General features: G+C 64.1%; 19 protein-coding genes. 11 read left to right on the top strand and 8 right to left on the bottom strand.

The annotated features are described in order from the left end of the window. Window positions 1-57: 57 nt before the first annotated feature. Complete coding sequence (locus ACZ46K_RS10005; RefSeq protein WP_054804909.1) at window positions 58-258, bottom strand: hypothetical protein; 201 nt, start codon at window positions 256-258, stop codon at window positions 58-60. A 2-nt stretch (window positions 259-260) separates the two neighbouring features. Between ACZ46K_RS10005 and ACZ46K_RS10000 the strand changes: the two genes are divergently transcribed. Further along, window positions 261-527: a YdeI/OmpD-associated family protein gene (locus tag ACZ46K_RS10000; protein ID WP_054804910.1), complete on the top strand. Its 267-nt coding sequence runs from the start codon at window positions 261-263 to the stop codon at window positions 525-527. Between the two features lie 2 nt (window positions 528-529). Here the strand turns inward: ACZ46K_RS10000 and ACZ46K_RS09995 are convergent, their stop codons facing one another. Beyond that, complete coding sequence (locus ACZ46K_RS09995; RefSeq protein ID WP_464747977.1) at window positions 530-1,351, bottom strand: HugZ family pyridoxamine 5'-phosphate oxidase; 822 nt, start codon at window positions 1,349-1,351, stop codon at window positions 530-532. Between the two features lie 171 nt (window positions 1,352-1,522). On the opposite strand from ACZ46K_RS09995, the gene ACZ46K_RS09990 reads away from it, so the two are divergent. Together ACZ46K_RS09990 and ACZ46K_RS09985 are read left to right on the top strand one after the other, a co-directional pair. Next, window positions 1,523-2,644 carry an NDMA-dependent alcohol dehydrogenase gene (locus tag ACZ46K_RS09990; RefSeq protein ID WP_464747975.1) on the top strand — a complete coding sequence of 374 codons (1,122 nt, stop codon included), beginning with the start codon at window positions 1,523-1,525 and terminating at the stop codon, window positions 2,642-2,644. 74 nt (window positions 2,645-2,718) lie between these two features. Beyond that, entirely contained in the window at window positions 2,719-3,771 is a 1,053-nt protein-coding gene (locus ACZ46K_RS09985; RefSeq protein ID WP_464747973.1) for an LLM class flavin-dependent oxidoreductase, read from the top strand. Here ACZ46K_RS09985 and ACZ46K_RS09980 read toward each other — a convergent pair. After that, a complete protein-coding gene (locus ACZ46K_RS09980; protein WP_464747971.1) occupies window positions 3,737-4,726 on the bottom strand; it encodes a bile acid:sodium symporter family protein in 990 nt (329 codons plus the stop codon). The genes ACZ46K_RS09985 and ACZ46K_RS09980 overlap by 35 nt on opposite strands. 84 nt (window positions 4,727-4,810) lie before the next feature. On the opposite strand from ACZ46K_RS09980, the gene ACZ46K_RS09975 reads away from it, so the two are divergent. Both ACZ46K_RS09975 and ACZ46K_RS09970 read left to right on the top strand, forming a co-directional pair. Then, on the top strand, window positions 4,811-5,701 hold the full coding sequence (locus tag ACZ46K_RS09975) for a LysR family transcriptional regulator (protein WP_464747969.1): 891 nt from the start codon (window positions 4,811-4,813) through the stop codon (window positions 5,699-5,701). A gap of 219 nt (window positions 5,702-5,920) precedes the next feature. Next, a complete protein-coding gene (locus ACZ46K_RS09970; protein WP_464747966.1) occupies window positions 5,921-7,459 on the top strand; it encodes an AtzH-like domain-containing protein in 1,539 nt (512 codons plus the stop codon). 6 nt (window positions 7,460-7,465) lie between these two features. On the opposite strand, the gene ACZ46K_RS09965 is transcribed toward ACZ46K_RS09970, so the two are convergent. Beyond that, window positions 7,466-8,155: a GntR family transcriptional regulator gene (locus ACZ46K_RS09965; RefSeq protein WP_464747964.1), complete on the bottom strand. Its 690-nt coding sequence runs from the start codon at window positions 8,153-8,155 to the stop codon at window positions 7,466-7,468. 206 nt (window positions 8,156-8,361) lie between these two features. Beyond that, window positions 8,362-9,138: a BMP family ABC transporter substrate-binding protein gene (locus ACZ46K_RS09960; protein ID WP_464747962.1), complete on the bottom strand. Its 777-nt coding sequence runs from the start codon at window positions 9,136-9,138 to the stop codon at window positions 8,362-8,364. A gap of 55 nt (window positions 9,139-9,193) precedes the next feature. Here ACZ46K_RS09960 and ACZ46K_RS09955 point away from each other — a divergent pair, with 55 nt between their 5' ends. After that, entirely contained in the window at window positions 9,194-10,345 is a 1,152-nt protein-coding gene (locus ACZ46K_RS09955; RefSeq protein WP_464747960.1) for a methylenetetrahydrofolate reductase C-terminal domain-containing protein, read from the top strand. Then, complete coding sequence (locus ACZ46K_RS09950) at window positions 10,342-11,388, top strand: phosphotriesterase family protein (RefSeq protein WP_464747958.1); 1,047 nt, start codon at window positions 10,342-10,344, stop codon at window positions 11,386-11,388. The genes ACZ46K_RS09955 and ACZ46K_RS09950 overlap by 4 nt, the downstream gene beginning before the upstream one ends. Before the next feature lie 139 nt (window positions 11,389-11,527). Here ACZ46K_RS09950 and ACZ46K_RS09945 read toward each other — a convergent pair whose 3' ends face one another. The 3 genes from ACZ46K_RS09945 to ACZ46K_RS09935 are packed head-to-tail and all read right to left on the bottom strand — an operon-like array spanning window position 11,528 to window position 14,307. Next, window positions 11,528-12,400 (bottom strand): ABC transporter permease, encoded by an 873-nt coding sequence (locus ACZ46K_RS09945; protein ID WP_054804919.1) that lies wholly within the window; start codon window positions 12,398-12,400, stop codon window positions 11,528-11,530. A gap of 10 nt (window positions 12,401-12,410) precedes the next feature. Beyond that, window positions 12,411-13,178: an ABC transporter ATP-binding protein gene (locus ACZ46K_RS09940; protein ID WP_464747956.1), complete on the bottom strand. Its 768-nt coding sequence runs from the start codon at window positions 13,176-13,178 to the stop codon at window positions 12,411-12,413. A 52-nt stretch (window positions 13,179-13,230) separates the two neighbouring features. Continuing rightward, window positions 13,231-14,307: an ABC transporter substrate-binding protein gene (locus tag ACZ46K_RS09935; RefSeq protein WP_464747954.1), complete on the bottom strand. Its 1,077-nt coding sequence runs from the start codon at window positions 14,305-14,307 to the stop codon at window positions 13,231-13,233. Between the two features lie 325 nt (window positions 14,308-14,632). On the opposite strand from ACZ46K_RS09935, the gene ACZ46K_RS09930 reads away from it, so the two are divergent. Genes ACZ46K_RS09930 through ACZ46K_RS09915 form a run of 4 tightly spaced genes read left to right on the top strand, consistent with a single transcriptional unit; the run spans window position 14,633 to window position 18,025 of the window. Beyond that, window positions 14,633-15,097 carry a cupin domain-containing protein gene (locus tag ACZ46K_RS09930; RefSeq protein ID WP_464747952.1) on the top strand — a complete coding sequence of 155 codons (465 nt, stop codon included), beginning with the start codon at window positions 14,633-14,635 and terminating at the stop codon, window positions 15,095-15,097. Beyond that, window positions 15,094-15,897: a creatininase family protein gene (locus ACZ46K_RS09925; protein WP_464747949.1), complete on the top strand. Its 804-nt coding sequence runs from the start codon at window positions 15,094-15,096 to the stop codon at window positions 15,895-15,897. Before ACZ46K_RS09930 ends, ACZ46K_RS09925 begins: the two co-directional genes overlap by 4 nt. Beyond that, complete coding sequence (locus ACZ46K_RS09920; RefSeq protein WP_464747947.1) at window positions 15,897-16,649, top strand: cysteine hydrolase family protein; 753 nt, start codon at window positions 15,897-15,899, stop codon at window positions 16,647-16,649. Before ACZ46K_RS09925 ends, ACZ46K_RS09920 begins: the two co-directional genes overlap by 1 nt. After that, complete coding sequence (locus ACZ46K_RS09915) at window positions 16,646-18,025, top strand: amidohydrolase family protein (RefSeq protein ID WP_464747946.1); 1,380 nt, start codon at window positions 16,646-16,648, stop codon at window positions 18,023-18,025. The genes ACZ46K_RS09920 and ACZ46K_RS09915 overlap by 4 nt, the downstream gene beginning before the upstream one ends. The last annotated feature ends 37 nt before the right edge of the window (window positions 18,026-18,062 follow it).

Raw genomic sequence — 18,062 nt, 5'->3', positions numbered from 1 at the left:
CACCGAAGAGAGACGAGCCGAGACGGTAGCCGACGGGATCGCCGACGGGATCGGGCGTCAGATCAGCGGGTCTACGACCGGAAGGTCGAGCGTGAAGCGACCCGTCGTTTCCGACGCGGTATCGATGTCGAGGAACGCATGCACCGCGAGAACGCCGAGGTCGCGGTGGAACCGCTGGATCGGTGAGGCCGTGCGGAACCCGTCTCCACCGATTCCGCGCACGATGTCGTTGAGTGCATTTCGGCACAGGTCGGTCATGAATGCAGCTCTCAGCTTCATTCGCAGAGATCGATGCCGCACCGGCGGACGGACGGTGGGAGGCAGCATACGAATCCCAGCGGACCGCAGACGTGCCGGCCGAACTGACGGCGGCGTTGGCCGACACCCCCGTCGCTCGCGCTGCCTTCGAGCGGCTCGGCCGATCGGATCGGTACGGACTGATCCTTCCGCTGCTCAAAACCCGCACACCGGAAACACGTGCCAACGCCGTCGCCCGCATCATCGCGCGTCTCACGGCCCAGGCGTAGACTCACCGCCCGGCTGTAGCCGTTGGCCCTTGTCGTGCCTGCCGGGTCAACTCCACTGTGGCCGCGCGCAACTCGTCGGCGGAATTCAGCGGTGACGAGAATCCGGCGCGCGTCATGGCGCGACCACGCGGGGTCGTGACGTCCAGATCCAGCCCGTAGCGATCGGCACCGACACAGGTGGCCGCGGTGGCATCCGGGAATCCGCCGAGCTTCTGAGCCATCGCCGACAGCGCGTCGGCGTGGTCGGCGTTGAGGTGCGCGATCGCGCGACCGGCCGAGGGAGTAATGGGATCCGGCAGTGCCTCGGCATATGCCTCGGCGGTGGCCGAATCCATCCGACCGTACCCGCCGACCCAGCGCACACGCTGGACCCGCAGAACCCAGAGCGAGAAGTCGCTGAAGTCGATGTAGATGCGTGCCGCGGGGACAGCGGTCAGGTGTGCCTCGCGCGCGGCGGCGAGTTCGTCACCCTCAGGATGCTCGACGTACCCGGCGAGGGTGATGCGAGTGCTGGCCAACGGGTCGGACTGCGGGTCGGGCGCCACGATCGCGATGCTCGCACGTCGATCGCGCGCAAGATTGCGACCATGCTCGGCCATGTGCGACACGCACAGCACCGGTGCCCCGCCGACCAGCCCATACGTCACGAACGACGCCCAGGGGTCGCCTTCTTTGGTGAGGGTCGCGAGAGTCCCCATGTTCGTCGACGCAGCGGCCGTCCGAGCTTCCTCGGCAGCAGAGGGCCGGGTCGCGTTCACGATCTCCGTCAACGGCGGCGGCACAGTGGGAGCGTCGCCGGGGTCGCCGTGATCCAAGTTCGTCATGAACGAGACGGTACCCGCAGACATTCTGGACTGTCGTGAGTTGACGGCCGCTGCATCTCGAGCTGAGTGGGACCTTCCAGAGAGAACCCGGCATCATCTGCCGCCCCCTGTACTTCTAATCATTGCAATGTTAGAAAGTGCACTATCGCAACTCTCGATCAAGGAGTGCACATGAGAACCAAAGGGGCGCTCCTGTGGGAGCCCGGCACGAACTCCGGATGGACCGTAGAAGAAATCGAGCTGGACGACCCTCAGGAACGTGAGGTCCTGGTTCGCTTGGCCGCAACCGGCATCTGCCATTCGGATGACCACGTGGACACCGGTGACATCCCGATCGATTGGGCCCCCATGCTCGGTGGCCACGAAGGTGCCGGCGTCATCGAACAGATAGGTCCCGGTGTCACCGATCTCGAGGTCGGCGATCATGTCGTCTTCTCCTTCCTCCCCGCCTGCGGAAAATGCATACCCTGCGTGGCCGGCGACCAGAACCTCTGCGATCTTGGCGCCGGAGTGCTGGGAGGGGTCACACTCGACGGCACCCACCGGATTCACGCCCGCGGAAAAGGCGTAGGCGCCATGTGCTTCCTGGGCACATTCAGCCCATTCGTCGTGGCACCGATCGACTCCGTCATCAAGATCGACAAGGCCATCCCATTGGACAAGGCTGCACTTGTCGGCTGTGGCGTCCCGACCGGTTGGGGATCGGCGGTATACGCGGCAGAGACACAGATCGGCGACACAGTGGTCGTCTTCGGCGTCGGTGGTGTCGGTATGAATGCAGTCCAGGGTGCGAAGTTTGCAGGTGCCTCGCAGATTGTTGCGGTCGACCCGGTTGAATTCAAACGGGAGAAGGCACTCGACTTCGGCGCCACTCACACCGCCGCGAATGCACAAGAGGCACTCGACCTCGTCGAGAGCATTACGAATGGCCGGCTCGCCGACCGCTCGATCATCACTGTGGGCGTGGGCGACGGCAAGCTGATCCAGGGAATGCAAGCGGTGGTTCGGAAGGGCGGAGTCATCGTCTGCACGTCGGCTGCACCCGCACTTCAAACAGAGATCAGCCTGGATCTGCTCACCTTGACGATGTCGGGAAAACGACTGCAGGGAGCACTGTTCGGATCCTGCGCACCCCGCAACGACATCCCACTTCTGCTCGATCTCTACATGCGTGGCTCTCTCCTGCTCGACGAACTCGTCACCACGACGTACAAGCTCGAAGACATCAACCAAGCCGTAGCAGACCTCCGCGAGGGCAAGAACATCCGCGGACTGGTCGTGTACGACCACTGAGACGACGAGCCCATCATCGTTCCCCACCCGGCGCGACGAGACGCGTTGCGGTACGCCAAAGGAGTTGAAGTATCGTGAACGATTTCGAACTGTCATGCGGACTGCCGCCAGGCCCGGATTTCGCAGACTTGGCGGTGCTGGCCGAAACACTCGGCTATGCACGCGTGTGGGTTTTCGATTCGGCTCCACTCTGGGAAGACCCCTTCGTGCACCTCGCACTTGCTGCGCAGCGCACGAGCCGAATCGGCCTCGGTACAGCAGTTCTCATCCCTCAGCAACGATCAGTGATGGCCATGGCGTCGGCGATCGCCACCGTGGCCCGGGTGTCCGGAAATCGGTTCCGACCCTGCTTCGGCACCGGCTTCACCGCCCGCCTCATGATCGGGCAGAGACCCATGACCATCGCGGCGCTCGGCGATTACCTCACTGCTCTTCGCACGCTACTGGCCGGGGAAACTGCAATCGTCGACGACAAGCCGGTCCGAATGATGCACTTCGACGGGCTCACTGCCGACCGCCCTGCCGATGTGCCACTGTGGCTGAGCGCATTCGGCCCCAAGGGAACATCCCTCGCGGCAGAAGTTGCCGACGGGGTGATCGGGCCTCCCGGTTCCGGGGTGCCGGCCTCGATCCTCGTTTCCGGCACGGTTCTTTCGGAGGGAGAAGATCCGGATTCCGAACGTGTCCGCGAGGCGATCGGACCGTGGAAGGCTGTCGATTGGCACAGCACCTACGTATGGGGCGGCGCCGACGCCGTCGACGCCATACCGGGCGGTATGAGCTGGCGGAAGTCGCTCGAGGATCTCGGACCGGAAAGCGAAAGACACCTCTGGATCTATGAAGGCCACGCCACTCACCTCACCGATCGCGATCGACAGGTACTCGAACAGATCACCACAGAGGCCACCGGAGCCCAGGGCAGCAATCCTGCATATGACGACGTCAAGACCATTGTGGCCGACGAGAAAGAGGCAGGTCGGCAGCTGCAGAAGATCGCTGCCCGCGGGTACGGCGAGATCATCTACACCCCCAGTGGACCGGATGTCGCGGGCGAGCTTCGCCGCTTCGCCACAGCCCGCCCGGCACCCTCCCTCACACCGCGACCGGAACCTCGGGGGCAGGCTTAGCCAGCCGACCAGCAATCGCAGCGCAGATGAGCAACTGGAGTTGGTGGAACAACATCAGCGGCAACACGATCAGCCCGATCGGCTGACCCGCGAACAACACTGTAGCCATCGGCAAGCCGGTCGCAAGCGACTTGGTCGACCCGCAGAACAGGATCGTCGCGCGATCTTCGGCTGCGAATCCGAGTCGAGGCGCCATGTACCAGGTGGACGCAAGGACGATCGCAAGGAGCACACTGCACGTCACCACGAGGGCAAGCAATCGAGGGATCGAGATGCTCGACCAGATTCCTTCGTTCATGCCGCGACTGAACGCGACGTACACGACGAGCATGATCGAGCCTCGGTCGACGATCTTGAGGGGACTGCTGTGCTCTTTGATCCATGTACCGATCCAGCGGCGAGCCACCTGCCCCGCCACGAACGGGACGAGCAGCATTGCCACGATATCGATCACTGCCCCCGCGCTCATGGTCACGCCCTGAGAGGTCATCAGCGCTGCGACCAGCAACGGCGTGAGAACGATCCCGAGCAGACTCGACGCGGAGGCGCTCACGATCGCGCCCGGGATGTTTCCGCGCGCGACCGACACGAGAGCGATCGCCGATTGCACCGTCGACGGGAGCACGCAGAGGTACAGCACTCCGAGATAGAGCGGGTCGTTGAGGAACCACGGTACGAGCAGTTTCGCAGCGATACCCAGAACGGGGAACACGATGAACGTCGTGACGAGGATCGTCACGTGCAAACGCCAGTGCTTGAGTCCTTCGATGGCCTCAGTCGTCGACAGTTTCGCGCCGTAGAGGAAGAACAGCAGTCCGATCGCGATCTTGGACGCCCAGCTGAATCCGCTCAGGACCACGCCGTCGGCGGGTAGGAGCGCGGCTACGCCGACGGTGACGAGAATGCCGACCAGGAAGGGGTCGAGCCGGTTCAGGAGGGGGACCTTCGTGAGCATGATTCGACGTTAGAGCACCGGCCTATATCCGCGATAGACGATCACCATGGTTACAGTCATCACGAAACATGATTGAATGCGAGGGTGTTCGATCCCATCCATCTGCGTACTTTCCTCGCCGTCGAACGCGATCGGAATTTCAGTGCAGCCGCTCGACGACTCGACCTTCGACAATCGACGGTCAGTCAGCACATCGCCAAGCTCGAACACGCAGTCGGTCGCCGGCTGTTCCTTCGGGATACTCACTCGGTCGAACTGACAGCGGACGGCAGCGTCATGGTCGGGTTCGCGCGCGAGATCCTCGACCGGCACGAGACTGCACAACGGTACTTCGAGGAGTCGGGAGTCAGTGGCCGGCTCCGATTCGGAGCCTCCGAGGACCTGGTTCTTCACGACCTGCCCTTGATACTCGCCGAGTTCCGGCGCAGTCACCCCCGGATAGATTTCGAACTCACCGTCGCCCTGAGCGAAGATCTGCATCGGAAACTCGAGGACGGCGAACTCGATCTGATGTTCGGAAAGCGCCGACCGGGCGAACGTCACGGTGAGTTGGTCTTCCGTGATCGACTGGCATTTCTCGCCGCTCCGGACTTCGTACTCGAACCGACCGGTCCGGTGCCACTGGTGACCTATCCCCCGCCGTCCTTGACCCGTGAGATCGCACTCGACGTACTGCAACGCGAAGGGCTCAGTGCTCGCATCACGTGCGTCGCAGACAGTTTGAACGGCCTACGCGCTGCCGCCCTGGCCGGACTCGGCGTTGTTCTTCATGCCCAGCGGTTTCCGCCGTCCGGACTCGAACCGGTACGCACTGCGGGTCGTCGCCTGCCGGACGCCGGTGAACTCGAATTCGTACTGGTCTCGCGGCGGAGCGTACTGAGCGAGCCGGAGCGCGAACTGCGAGCGGTGATCTTGGCCAATGTCGACCGGCTCAGCTACTCACCACGAGCAAGCTCCGGAGACGGCCACAACTGACGACGTGATCTCGCTCGGTTGGATTCGTGCCGCGACCGGTGTCCGCAATGTCCGTCGGGCGCTCACCTGGAGCGCCGCCAGCACCGCCACAGCGGCCGGCATCGTCGGGCGCAGTGCGAATGCCTCACTCCTCAACTCGACGACCAATGGATCGGGACGCATTTTCAGTGACATCCGCACGACACACGGGTGCAATACTGCTCCGCTAAATATTGTCCGGTGACCCACGATGTAACACCGCAGTCCGATAGCCCGCTCCCCGAGGGCTTCCTCGATGCCTTCTGGCAGTACGACACGGCTCTCCTCGCAAACGATGTCGCCCAACTCGACGAGTTGTTCGAGCCGTCGAACCACACGCTGCGCGCCGACGCGAACGCCATCCTCGAGGGATACACGGCGATCGGCGAATTTCGTGCTGCGCGGCCCGACCGTCCCACCCGTCGTATCGCTCGAGTGTGGACACGAGTACTGGCCGACGACCTCGTCTACTCCACCGCCGAAGTGCGGTCCGGTGCCGGCGCTGCAGGGCTCCAGACACAGTTGTGGCGACGCACCGACCGCGGTTGGCAGATCACGGCCGCGCACGTGACGCCGCCGAGCAAGCCCGTCGAGGGCACAATCTGGCGCGTCGTCGGCGCTCCTCTGGTCGCCGGTGCGAACGCGGGGCCGCTGTCCGGCGGTACCGTCGCGGTCAAGGATCTCTTCGCCGTAGCGGGCATCGCCCGGTCCGGCGGCGTCAAGGCGTACCTCGCGGAGCAGGAACCGCAGGACGAGTCAGCCGACGCGGTTCGTCGGCTGCTCGCGGCCGGTGTGTCGGTCACGGGAGTCACGCACACCGACCAATTCGCCTTCGGTCTCGCCGGCCAAAACGCCGACTGGGGCACCCCGGTGAACCTGGCCGCACCTACCCGCATTCCCGGCGGATCGTCGAGTGGATCGGCGTGCGCTGTGCGGAACGGGTGGACCAGCATCGGTCTGGGCACCGACACCGCCGGCTCCATCCGAGTCCCGTCGAGCTACCAAGGGCTGTGGGGATTCCGACCCACACACGGATCGGTCAGCACCGACGGGGTTCTCGCTCTCGCCCCCTCGTTCGACACCGTGTCGTGGCTGACCCGCGATGCGTCGACCCTCGCCGCCGTCGGAGATGTTCTCCTGCCCGCGGACACTGCGACAGCACCGCTACGCGCAGTGTGGTCCAGCGACGTGAACGCGGTCGCTGATCCCGACGTTCAAGAGAAGGTCGAGCATGCAGCTCAGCTGCTCGACGCCGATCCGCTTCCTCCGCTGCCCGATCTCGCCGAGTGGACTGCGGCCTTCCGTACCGTGCAGGCCCATGAAGCCTGGGCTGAGCACGGCGAATGGCTCACCGCCCATCCGGGGGGCGTCTCCGCCGATGTCGCGGGCCGGTTCGCCGCGGGACGCGATGTGAGCGAAAGGCAGCTTTCCGCCGCGTGGGCGACGATTCGGGTCGCCCGGGCGACGATGACCGAACTGCTCGCGGGTAGCTACCTCGTGCTGCCCACCGTCGGTTCGCCCACGCCCCGCGTCAACGCAACCCATGAGGAGGTGGATGCGCACCGTCAATCCACCTTGCGTCTCACAACTCTTGCGTCGCTCAGCGGTTTTCCGGCCGTCTCGATCCCCGCCCCGTCGCCCGACGACGCACCGCTCGGAGTGTCTCTGGTGAGCGCGGCGGGCACCGATCGAGGTCTGCTCGACCTGGCACAGCGCGTAGGAAAAGAACTCGGAGTCTGATCGGGATCAGGTGCGCCGCATCGAGCGGCGCACCATCCCGTACTCGGGACCGTCGGGGACATGAGTTTCGTGGCCCCGGTACAAACGCTCGCCGTGCAGTGAGACACCGACGAGGCAGATCGTCAACAGCGGGTCCTGTGGCCCGACGGCGAGGACCTCCTGTGTCACCGGATCTGGCAGGACTGGCCTCAACTTCGCCGACTCCCACTCCACCGACATCCCGCGCAGTGTCTTGACGGACTCGAAAATCGAGTATTCGTCATCGAATTCGATATCGTCGCGACGCCGCGCAGGTACGACGTCCTCGGCGAGAATGAGTGGTCGACCATCCGCTAGCCATCGCTTCAGGACACGAAAGCACGGCGCACCGGGGGCCGCTTCGAGGTCGTATGCTTCGTCATCCATCAACTCCGACCACTCGGCGCGCAGGACGTCGACCTTGACCTCGTATCCCGCCTTCCCGAGTCGTTCGGTCAGTTCATAGCTCTGGTCGATGCGGAAGGGCACCGACATCGCGGCAACATTCGCGAAGGTGCCTTGGTGTGCGCGCCGGGCGATCAGGCCCTGTCCTTCGAGCTTCACCAGGGCTTCGCGCACCATCGGCCGGCTCACACCGAGAGCCTTCGCCAGTTCGAGTTCGGTCGGAAGCGGAGAGCGTGTGGTCGCGGCCTCGCGCCAGATGCGCTCGAGTTCCACGTCAAACCCGCCGCTTCTGCTGTGCTCCATTGACTTCCAACCCCCTGTCAACGCCATGGACGAACCGAGTCTAGACGTACGGAACGCAACTACTCGCGCGCGCAACACGAACGTCACAGTCAGGATATCGATCGGTTACGACGTCGTCTTACCGTCTGATCAACACTAACGGCCAGTGAAAGAAGGTGGCGATGACCGAGCACAGCTCACCGCTCGAGGCTGATCTCACCGCTATCCCACGAGCACGTGTACACATCGGGAAGCGTGCCACCTTCGATTGCGGTGCGCACGAGTTTGTCGAGAACCGGTGTGATCGCCGATCGCAGACTCGCCGTGTCGTCGCCTACGGGCGTGAGGAACCCGTACGTCGCCGCTCCCAGGTCGCGGGCGACCGCAGTGGCGACTGATCCGGGAGCATCTGCCGAGTGTGCAACGAGCTCGCATCCGAGATTCTCCACCAGAATCCTTCCGGTGGATCGACCTTCGTCTGCCGCCAGGAAGCTCGAGAGATACAGCACATTGACGCGGCGAGCCGGGTCCACGGCCGCGACGCCGCGCACGAACCCCGCCGCAGCACGTTGCTGAGTCGGCACGGGTGGTCCTGCGACAAAGCCGATGGATCCTCTGACTTCATGCGCGGCAGCGCGTCCCGCATGCTCGGCACCGAGCCACCAGCACCAGTCGATCATGGTGACGCCGGGCGGAGTGGTGAATGTCGCGGGGTTGTCCGTGTATTCGGTGGGCACGTCGGACAGGATGATCGAACGCCGCCCGTCGGCCAGACGATGCGCGTCGTCGAGGTACTGGATTCCATGCAGGACCAGGACATCACATTCTTGAACGGTCTCGTCCAGCTCGCCAACCACGACGTAGGGGTCGAAACCCACGTCCCTCCAGACCCTCGACGCATCCCACGCCCCGTCCAACCATCCGGCATCGCCACCGGTCGCCGGTACCACCAGCCCGATCCGTGTGTTCTCCACGGTGCACTCACACTCCAGTTCCTTGGATTTCAATCACCCGAAGTTAGGATAAACATTGTCAATTAGCTTGCCTATCATAAAATCCTGTCCCAAGTCGATGCGCATCGGCCCGTGCGGAGGTGTGTTCACCGATGGTGGTTGCGAGATTCGTCCGGACCACGGCTGTAGCTTCCTCGACCCCGCTCAGCACGCCGTTCGCGCGACCGACGAAGCAACGTTACTTCCCGTCGAGAAGGCTCCGGTCCGCCGCGCGTCGGAAAGCCGTCTGAAGAAGGCTCTCGACAGCGGACGATTCGCGATCATCGCCGAGGTGAACGGCGCAGACAGCTCCAGCGCAACGGAATTCGTGGATTCGGCCCGGGTGGTCGCCGGTGTCGCGGATATCGTCTCCATCACCGACCACTCCGGCGCGAACGTCCACATGGGCAACATCGCCGCGACCGCTCACCTCCGTAACGCGGGCCTCGATGTCATGCCGACGTTCGGGTGCCGCGACCGCAATCGGATTGCGCTTCAAGGCGATCTTCTCGGCGTGGCAAGCTTGGGTGTGCGCAACGCACTCATCGTCACCGGTAATCACGTGGAGGTCGGCGATTCTCCTCATGCACGACCGGTTTTCGACCTCGACAGTCCCCGCCTCCTGGCCATCGCCGACCGGCTGCGGAACGAGGGCCTGCTGGACAACGGCCGCGCGGTGGAAGTGGCACCGGATCTGTTCCTCGGTGCCGTCGTGCATCCGTTCGCTCCGCCGTATGACGACCGTCCCCGTCAGGCCATTCGGAAGGTGCGAGCGGGCGCGGACTTCATCATCTCCCAGCATATTTTCGAGCTCCCTCGCTGGCGCGTATTCATCGCCGAGGTCAACCGGCTCCGTGCCGACGAACGGCCGTTCCACATGCTCGGCGGAATCGCGATCATGCCCAGCGAGCAGATCGCGCGGCAGGTCAACGCCGGCCTGCGCGGGTTCTCGATTCCCGAGTCGCTGCTGACGCGCCTACGCCAAGCCAAGGATCCGCAGGACGAGGGCCTCGAGATCGCTGCGGAGATGCTTACCGAACTCACCGAGACCGAAGGAGTTTCAGGCTGTCTGCTGGCACCGGTCACCGGTCGCCAGAATGCACTCGCTGCATCGGTAGAGCAGTCCGAGCTCATCACCGAGGTGCGCCGCCGCGCCGGCATCCCCGTCCAGACCGGAGCTCTCGCATGAGCCGCCGGGTCATGAGCGTGACCGGCCCCGTCGACGTCGACGACCTGGGCGTGGTCATGCCGCACGAGCATCTCATCGCCAATGCCCACTCGCAGTGGATCTACCCCGAGAACCGGGACGACCTCGCGCATTACACCCAGCCGTACTCTGCGACGCTGCACGGCGAAGTCCAGCTCGAGCCGTTCTCGTTCCGCTCCGCGATGCAGCAGCTCGATCTCGACGTCGCCAGGGAAGAACTCGAGACGTATCTCGGTGCCGGTGGCGGCACGGTCGTCGACCTCGGCATCCCCGGATTCGGACGCGATCCTGCGGCGCTGAAAGCGCTGTCGGAGCTCACCGGTGCCACGGTGATCATGGGGTGTGGCGAGTACGTAGAGCATTCGCATTCGCCGTACGTCCGGCATTCGTCCGCCGAGGTCGTACGGGACGTCCTGCTCCACGAGATCGAGTTCGGCGTGGGCAATACCGGTGTCCGTCCGGGCATCATCGGTGAGATCGGCACCGGCAATCCACCCACCTCCGAGGAACGTAAGGTGGTGTGCGGCGCAGCGATGGCCCAGATGGAGTCGGGGCTCGCCCTGAATCTGCATCGGACGATCTTCCCGGACCCGCTCGCCACGCTCCCCCTGGTCGACGAGATCCTCGATATGGGTGTCGACCCGCGCAAGCTCATCGTCAGCCACTGCGACGAGCGTCCGGAGCCGGAGTTCGCACTCGAGCTCGCTCGCCGCGGGTGTTGGGTCGAGCTCGACACGTTCGGGATGGAGCAGTGGGCGATGTCTGCGCGTCGAGGAGACGAGTATCCCGATCGCGCGTTCGATCATCACCGGATCGACCTGCTGATCCGGCTGCTCGATGAGGGCTTCAGCGACCGCGTGCTCGTGAGCCACGACATCGCAATGAAGCCGCAGTTCACGCGATACGGAGGGTGGGGACTCCGGCATCTGCTGCACGGCATACGCCCCCGGCTCCGGGCGCGTGGTGTCACCGACCAGGTGTTCGCCGAGATTACGGTCCGCAACCCTGCGGCCGCACTCGCCTGATCACCCCACTCCACAACCGAGTACGAGCAGAAGCCGCGACCTCGACGAGGTCGCGGCTTCGTTCGTGTCCCATCGAAATGACATGAGGCTCGGCCGGGGATCCCGGCCGAGCCTCTCGGTCTTGTGAACTCGTCAGTGCTTACTCGTCATCGGGCACCGCCGACTCGTGCCAGCGGTGCAGCACCAACCATTCGAAGAAGCTGACGATGCCGAACAGAATCAGTGCCACGACACTCGCCAGCACGACCGCGGCGAACAGCTCAGGTGTGCGGAGCTGATTGGCGTAGTGGGTGATTGCGTAACCGAGCCCTCCGGCGCCGCCACCGATTCCGGCCGCGAACTCACCGACGATTGCGCCGATCGCCGCCGAGCTGGCCGCAACCTTGAGGCCCGTCATGATCTCGGGTAGCGCATGCGGGACACGCAGTGAGAACAACTGCACGCGCGGCGCGGCACCGGCCATGCGGTAGAGCTGAACGAGGTTGCGATCGGTGGATTTCAGGCCTTGCAGCGTATTGGCCGCGACCGGGAACACCGCCAGCATCGCCGCGACGAGCGTGTTGGTTGCGATGCCGGCTCCGAACCACACCACGAGAATGGGTGCGACGGCAATGATCGGAATCGTCTGCAGAATAACGAGATACGGATAGACTCCGAGTTCTGCGGTCTTCCAGCGCGCCATGACAAGGGCTGTGGCGAAGCCGCTGACCACGGCCAGCAGGAATCCGAGGTACGCCTCCTGCATGGTGACCAGGGTCGGTTCGACGAGGTCGGGCGCGCGTTCGATCAGGGCGGTGACCACGTCCATCGGCGACGGCACCAAATAGGTAGGAACCCCGGTGAAGACCACCGCTGTTTGCCACAGGACGAGGGCAAGGACCGCGAAGGCAACCGGAATCACAACTTTGCGACCCAGATCCTTCCGCTGTTTCGGCCGTGCAGGCTCCGCCGCCGCGGGTCCGACGTCGGGGACGATGTTCGTGTCGATGGGTGACTGCAGTGTCTGAGACATCCGTCGCTCCTCAGTGGTCGAATGCGAGCAGGCCGGAAATTTCTTGGGTGAGATCGTCGAGCGCAGCGGTGTCCCGGGCGGAGCCGTCCTGCGTCGGCGGGCTCGGAGAGTCGATCACGCGATCGATACGTCCCGGCCTGGCAGCCATCACCACCACACGGTGCGCGATGTTGACGGCTTCCTGAATGGAGTGGGTGATGAACAGCGCACTGAACTGCTGCAGACGCCACAGATCCAGTACGACCTCCGACATCTTTGCGCGAGTGAACTCGTCGAGCGCGGCGAACGGTTCGTCGAAGAACATGATCTCGGGTGAGCTCGTGATTGCGCGGGCCAGGGAAACGCGCATCTTCATGCCGCCGGACAGCTGCCGTGGCAACGCCGACGCGAAGGGAGTGAGCCCCACAGTCTCGAGCGCGGCTGCAGCCGCAGTGCGACGTTCCACCTTCGGCATCTTCTTCAGCTTGGCGACGAGTTCGACGTTGCTCTGGACTGTGCGCCACGCCAGCAGCGTCGGATCCTGGAAGACGTATGCCTGTTCGCTCGCACGTCGGACCAGCTCACCGCTACTGACCTCGGCGAGACCGGCCGCCATCCGCAGGACGGTGGTCTTACCGCAGCCGGACGGGCCCACGATCGAGACGATCTCTCCCTTCGCGATACTCAGATCGAGTGGCGTGATGGCGTGATAGCCGTTGCGGAAGATCTTCTCGACGCCGCGAAACTCCAACATGGGTGGCGTTGCCAGTTCGGTCTCTCGGTCCATAACGGTGGTCATTCCTACTCCTCGAGGTTCGGACGGCAGGGACGGTGTTCCGTCCGCCGACCGGTCAGAAGTCGATGTGCTCGTACGTGCCTTCGGGTGCATCGGGGCGGGTTTCGAGCGGGGCGATATCTGGGGTAATGGTGAGGTCTGCGATGTCGGCGACGGTCAGATCGTCCGTCTTCAGAACCCCGAGCTTCTTCATCTGCTCGATGAGCGTGGCCCACCGCTCCTCGGTCATCGCGCCGATCGTGGCTTCGCCTTCGGCGGTGAGGACGTAGTCGCGCTGTGCGTCCCACTCGAACCACAGCAGGTCGGCTGCGAGCTCCTTGTCGACCTCGTTTATCAGGTAGTCGTTGATCTGCTGAGCGACGTCGATGTCGCCCATGTAGTCACGCCAGCCTTTGTTGCTGGCCTCGACGAAGGCCTCGACCACGTCGCGGTTGCCCTCGAGGTAGTCGTCGGTGACGTACGTGACGGTGTTGTAGGGGTTGAAACCGGTATCGGCGAACGGAAGGAACGTGACCGCAAGATCACCTTCCTTGTGGGCGACGTACGGTTCGTTGACCGCGATTCCCTGCTGCACCAGCGTGTCGTCGCGAATGAAGTTGGCGAGGCTGCCGGTGTACTGCATCTGCTGGAAGTCGATGCCGTATTCCTGCTTGACCCACTCCGGTCCGAGGACGCCCGCGGAGTTGACCCAGGACATACCGTCGGTGTCCTCGAAGGTGTCGATTCCGGAATCCGCGTGAACCATCATTCCGGTGATGCTCTTCTGAATGATCGCGTTGACTGCCTGGAGCGGGATGCCCTCGTCCTGGGCCTGAACGATCTCGTTGGCGCCGCTACCGGTGATGCCGAAGTCGGCGCGCCCCGATGCGACGAGCTGGGTACCCGACACCTGCGGGCCGCCCGGTTCGATCGTCACATTCAGGCCGGCTTCCTCGAAGTAGCCGAGCTGCTGCGCCGCATAGAATCCGCCGCTTTCGGCATTCGGGTACCAGCCGAGTACCACTGTCACGTCGGTCAGGCCGCTGTTGGAAGGGGTATCTGCCGCCGAGTCGGTCGAGCATGCAGACAGAGCAAGGACGGAGGCAAGGACGGTGGCTGTCACAGCACGTTCCCGGGTCTTTCGATTGAACACGCAATTCTCCTCAATGGAACGGCACCTGAAAGCGCCACTGAACCTTTCGGCTGAAGCGATCGTAAAACCACGTCGTAACGCGATCTTCTCGCTCGCATTACGCCCGGATGTCGTGTGTTAATTCCCTGAGCAGGAGGGCTTTTCGGATTCAGTGTCAGACTCGCCCTCGACCGAATCAGGTGACGGCGCCCACAATTCTCTCCGGGGAGTAAACCTCGTGTTACGAGTCATTTACATCGTCGTCAGACACCGATGTCCATGTATACGGTTGCGTTGCGGCGCGATCGGAGTATCCGCGTCAGCAACCCTCGAAAAGGAGATCATCGTGGCAGACGCCCCCACCGTGAAGAACATCGAAGACTTGACGGCACGCCTCATTTCGCCAACGGACGCGGTCAAACTCATCCCGCTGGCGGGGCCGAGCGACGGGTCACCGACAAGTGTGTTCTTCGAGGTCTGGGAGCCGGGCGGTGCGCAGCCCGACAATTCCCACCCCGACTCGGTGGAGATCTTCATCGTGCTGTCCGGCGAAGCCGAAGCGACGAGCGACGAGCACACCACCCCTTTGCGGCAGGGCGATGTCCTCATCCTCACCAAGGGATCGGTGCACAAGATCCGCAATACCTCTGCGACAGAACGACTTTATACGGTGACGATCATGACGGTCGACAACGAAGGGTCCATGCCGCACGGATTCGAACACCTCGTAGCAGCCGGCACACCCACGACCCTCGACGACGAAGACAAAGCAGCACTCTTTGCCCGATACCTCCCGCAGGTCACCGCGTGACGAAACAGATCCTTCTCTCCCATCTTTCGACCACTCGAATCGCCGAGCTCGACCACGACACCACCGTGTGCGTGCAGCCGATCGGTGCCGTCGAACAGCACGGCCCCCACCTGCCGGTTGCCACCGACTCGCTGCTCGCGGAGTACATTGCCCGCCACGCAGCAACGCAGAGCACCGCGCCCGCGTGGGTTCTTCCGACCCTGTCGTACGGCACATCGAACGAGCATCTCGGATGGACCGGCACCGTGTCACTCGACACCACAACGCTTCTCGCGGTGTGCCGCGACGTAGCACGGTCGGTACGGGCATCCGGCTTCACTCGGCTCGTGTTCGTCAACGGACACGGTGGACAGACGCATCTCCTGTCGATGGTCGCGCGGGAGATCCACATCGAATTCGGTCTGCACGTGGTGAACGTGATGCCCGGCCAGCTCGGGGAGCCCGACGGCGTCGTCGTGTCCGACGCAGAATGGGGAATCCACGCGGGCGAGCTCGAGACGAGCATGATGCTGCACGTCGCTCCCGAACTTGTGGACATGAGTGCCGCAGTCGCCGGCGGCCACGAAGCACACGAACTCTTCGACACGTCACCACTGCTCACCATCGAGAACGGCATCTCGCCCGCCTGGATCACCGATGATATCTCCCCCGGCAACGGAGTCATCGGAGATGCCCGCCACGCCTCGGCCGAAATCGGCAGGGCCGTCATCGAATTCCAGGTCGCGCAGCTCGCCAAGGCTTTCGCCGAGATCAGCACCTTCGCGTTCCCGCCCGCCCGTTCCGCACTCCGAGGACACTGATGGCCCACCGGCAAACCTGGATCCGCACCACCGATCATGTCGACCTGCACCCCACTCCACCGGCACCCCGACGCGTGGACCTGCCCGCACTCCCCCAGTCCATCACCGTCGACATCACCCGCGCAGCGCTCGTCGTCATCGACATGCAGAACGACTTCTGCCACGAGAACGGTTGGCTCGGAAGCATCGGCGTCGACGTGAATGGGCCACGCTCCGCAATCGCGCCGTGCGCAGCCCTCACGGATACGGCCCGCGTGGTGGGCATGCCGGTCGTCTGGGTCAATTGGGGTAACCGCCTCGATCTCGCTAATCTTCCCGCGGGCGTCGTGCATGTCTACGACGGCGACGGATCCGGCGGAGGCATCGGCGACACGGCGGGACACAGCGTTGCGGTGTTGACCCGCGGGAGCTGGGGTGCCGCGGTGGTCGACGAACTGACCATCGGCGAAGGAGACATCTGCGTCGACAAGTACCGCATGAGCGGCTTCTTCGACACCGAACTCGACAGCGTGCTCCGGCTGCACGGCATCGACACCCTGTTCTTCGCCGGCGTGAATGTCGACCAGTGCGTCCTCGCGACCCTCACCGACGCCGCGAGTCTCGGCTACAACGTCGTCCTGGTCGAGGGCGCATCGACCACCTCCTCCCCCGAATACTGCCTGGACGCAACGTTGTACAACACTCGCCAGTGTTTCGGCTTCACCGCCGACTGGCACGAGGTGGCGACTGTACTCGAGAAGGAGGCGCAATGATCGCTCGCAGCGCATCGCTCCTCGTCACCAATGCACTCCTGATCCCCGTCGACACCGACCAGCCTGATTACATCGAGAACGGCTGGATACTGATCGAGGACGGTGTCGTCACCGATCTGGGCTCCGGCATCCCACCCGCCGTGGACCCCGAAGTCGAACGCCTCGACTCCGGCGGCCACATCGTCGCGCCCGGCTTCGTCTCGTCGCACAGTCACCTGTTCACCAGCGGCCTGCGGGGTCTGGCCAGCGACGACTCGCTGTACGGCTGGGCCAGCGCCTCCATGGGTGCCACCCGCGATGCCACACCCGACGACATTTACTGGGCCACGACGCACGGTGCCTTCGACTTCCTCAATGCCGGAGTGACCACAGCCTTCGACTTCACCGATCCTCGGGAACCGTGGGCGGACATGGTCGACGGAGAGCGGTCCACTCCCGACCCCGCGTCCTTGCGGCCGGTCGACTACATCCTGCGACAGATCGACGCCAAGCACGATGCCGGGATCCGTTTCATCAACGCGACCCGCCCCGATTCCGACATCGGAACAGCCGACGAAATCCTCGAGCGGTTCCGTCCCACGGTCGACCACCTCGTGGGCCTCGATCCACGGATCGCGCTCGGCGCCGCTGTGACAGGTGGTGTGCAGTGGGCCGGAACACGGGATGCCGCCGACCACGAAGTGACCCTGATGCGCGAGTTCGGGATCATCAACCAAGCGCATTTTCTCGAAACCGCCGAAGCTCTCGACCATCAGCTCACCAAGTTCTCTTGGTACGAAGAGGCCGGGGCACTCGGGCCGGACTTCATCTTCGGGCATTTCGTCCAGGCCACGGCCTCGGTCATCGAGCGCACCGCGCGGGCCGGTGCCCGCATGAGCTGGCAGGCCACCGCCAATGGGCGACTCGGCTCGGGCGTCGCGCCGATTCCCGAGATCCTCGCAGCCGGAATCGACGTCGGCCTCGGCTTGGACGATCAAGCGTGTTCCGACCTCGCCGACCCATGGCAGAACATGCGCATCGCCGCCTATAGCGTGCGCGCAGATCGCCGCGATGCTCAGGCCATCGAGATTCGCCGCGTGCTGGAAATGCAGACGCTGGGCGCCGCGCGCATCATCGGCGTCGACGACCGGGTCGGCAGCCTCACCCCCGGCAAGTTCGGAGACTTCGTGCTCGTCGATCCCACAGCCCCCGATGTCGGTCCCCTGTGGAACCCCGTCGACGCATATGTCCTCGCGTGCGGTCTGCGGAACCTCCGCGGCGTCTACGTCGGCGGTGTGCAGGTCAGCGACGGGATGCGGTGCTCCGACCCACTCGCCCGCCAGGCAGCCGTGGAGATCCGCACCCGGCAGCACGCCTTCAACCCGGTTCGTCCGTAGACCTTCGAGAAAGCGACACCCCGTGCTCAATTCCGGC

It is taken from the genome of Rhodococcus sp. JCM 9793 (assembly GCF_055380405.1).
Note: the sequence above shows the minus strand (reverse complement) of the source record. Positions and strands in the feature narration are given on the sequence as shown.

Coding starts and splice junctions, on each gene's coding strand:
- ACZ46K_RS10005 (WP_054804909.1), bottom strand. CDS start 258: ATGACCGACCTGTGCCGAAATGCACTCAACGACATCGTGCGCGGAATC.
- ACZ46K_RS10000 (WP_054804910.1), top strand. CDS start 261: ATGCAGCTCTCAGCTTCATTCGCAGAGATCGATGCCGCACCGGCGGAC.
- ACZ46K_RS09995 (WP_464747977.1), bottom strand. CDS start 1,351: ATGACGAACTTGGATCACGGCGACCCCGGCGACGCTCCCACTGTGCCG.
- ACZ46K_RS09990 (WP_464747975.1), top strand. CDS start 1,523: ATGAGAACCAAAGGGGCGCTCCTGTGGGAGCCCGGCACGAACTCCGGA.
- ACZ46K_RS09980 (WP_464747971.1), bottom strand. CDS start 4,726: ATGCTCACGAAGGTCCCCCTCCTGAACCGGCTCGACCCCTTCCTGGTC.
- ACZ46K_RS09950 (WP_464747958.1), top strand. CDS start 10,342: ATGAGCCGCCGGGTCATGAGCGTGACCGGCCCCGTCGACGTCGACGAC.
- ACZ46K_RS09945 (WP_054804919.1), bottom strand. CDS start 12,400: ATGTCTCAGACACTGCAGTCACCCATCGACACGAACATCGTCCCCGAC.
- ACZ46K_RS09940 (WP_464747956.1), bottom strand. CDS start 13,178: ATGACCACCGTTATGGACCGAGAGACCGAACTGGCAACGCCACCCATG.
- ACZ46K_RS09920 (WP_464747947.1), top strand. CDS start 15,897: ATGGCCCACCGGCAAACCTGGATCCGCACCACCGATCATGTCGACCTG.
- ACZ46K_RS09915 (WP_464747946.1), top strand. CDS start 16,646: ATGATCGCTCGCAGCGCATCGCTCCTCGTCACCAATGCACTCCTGATC.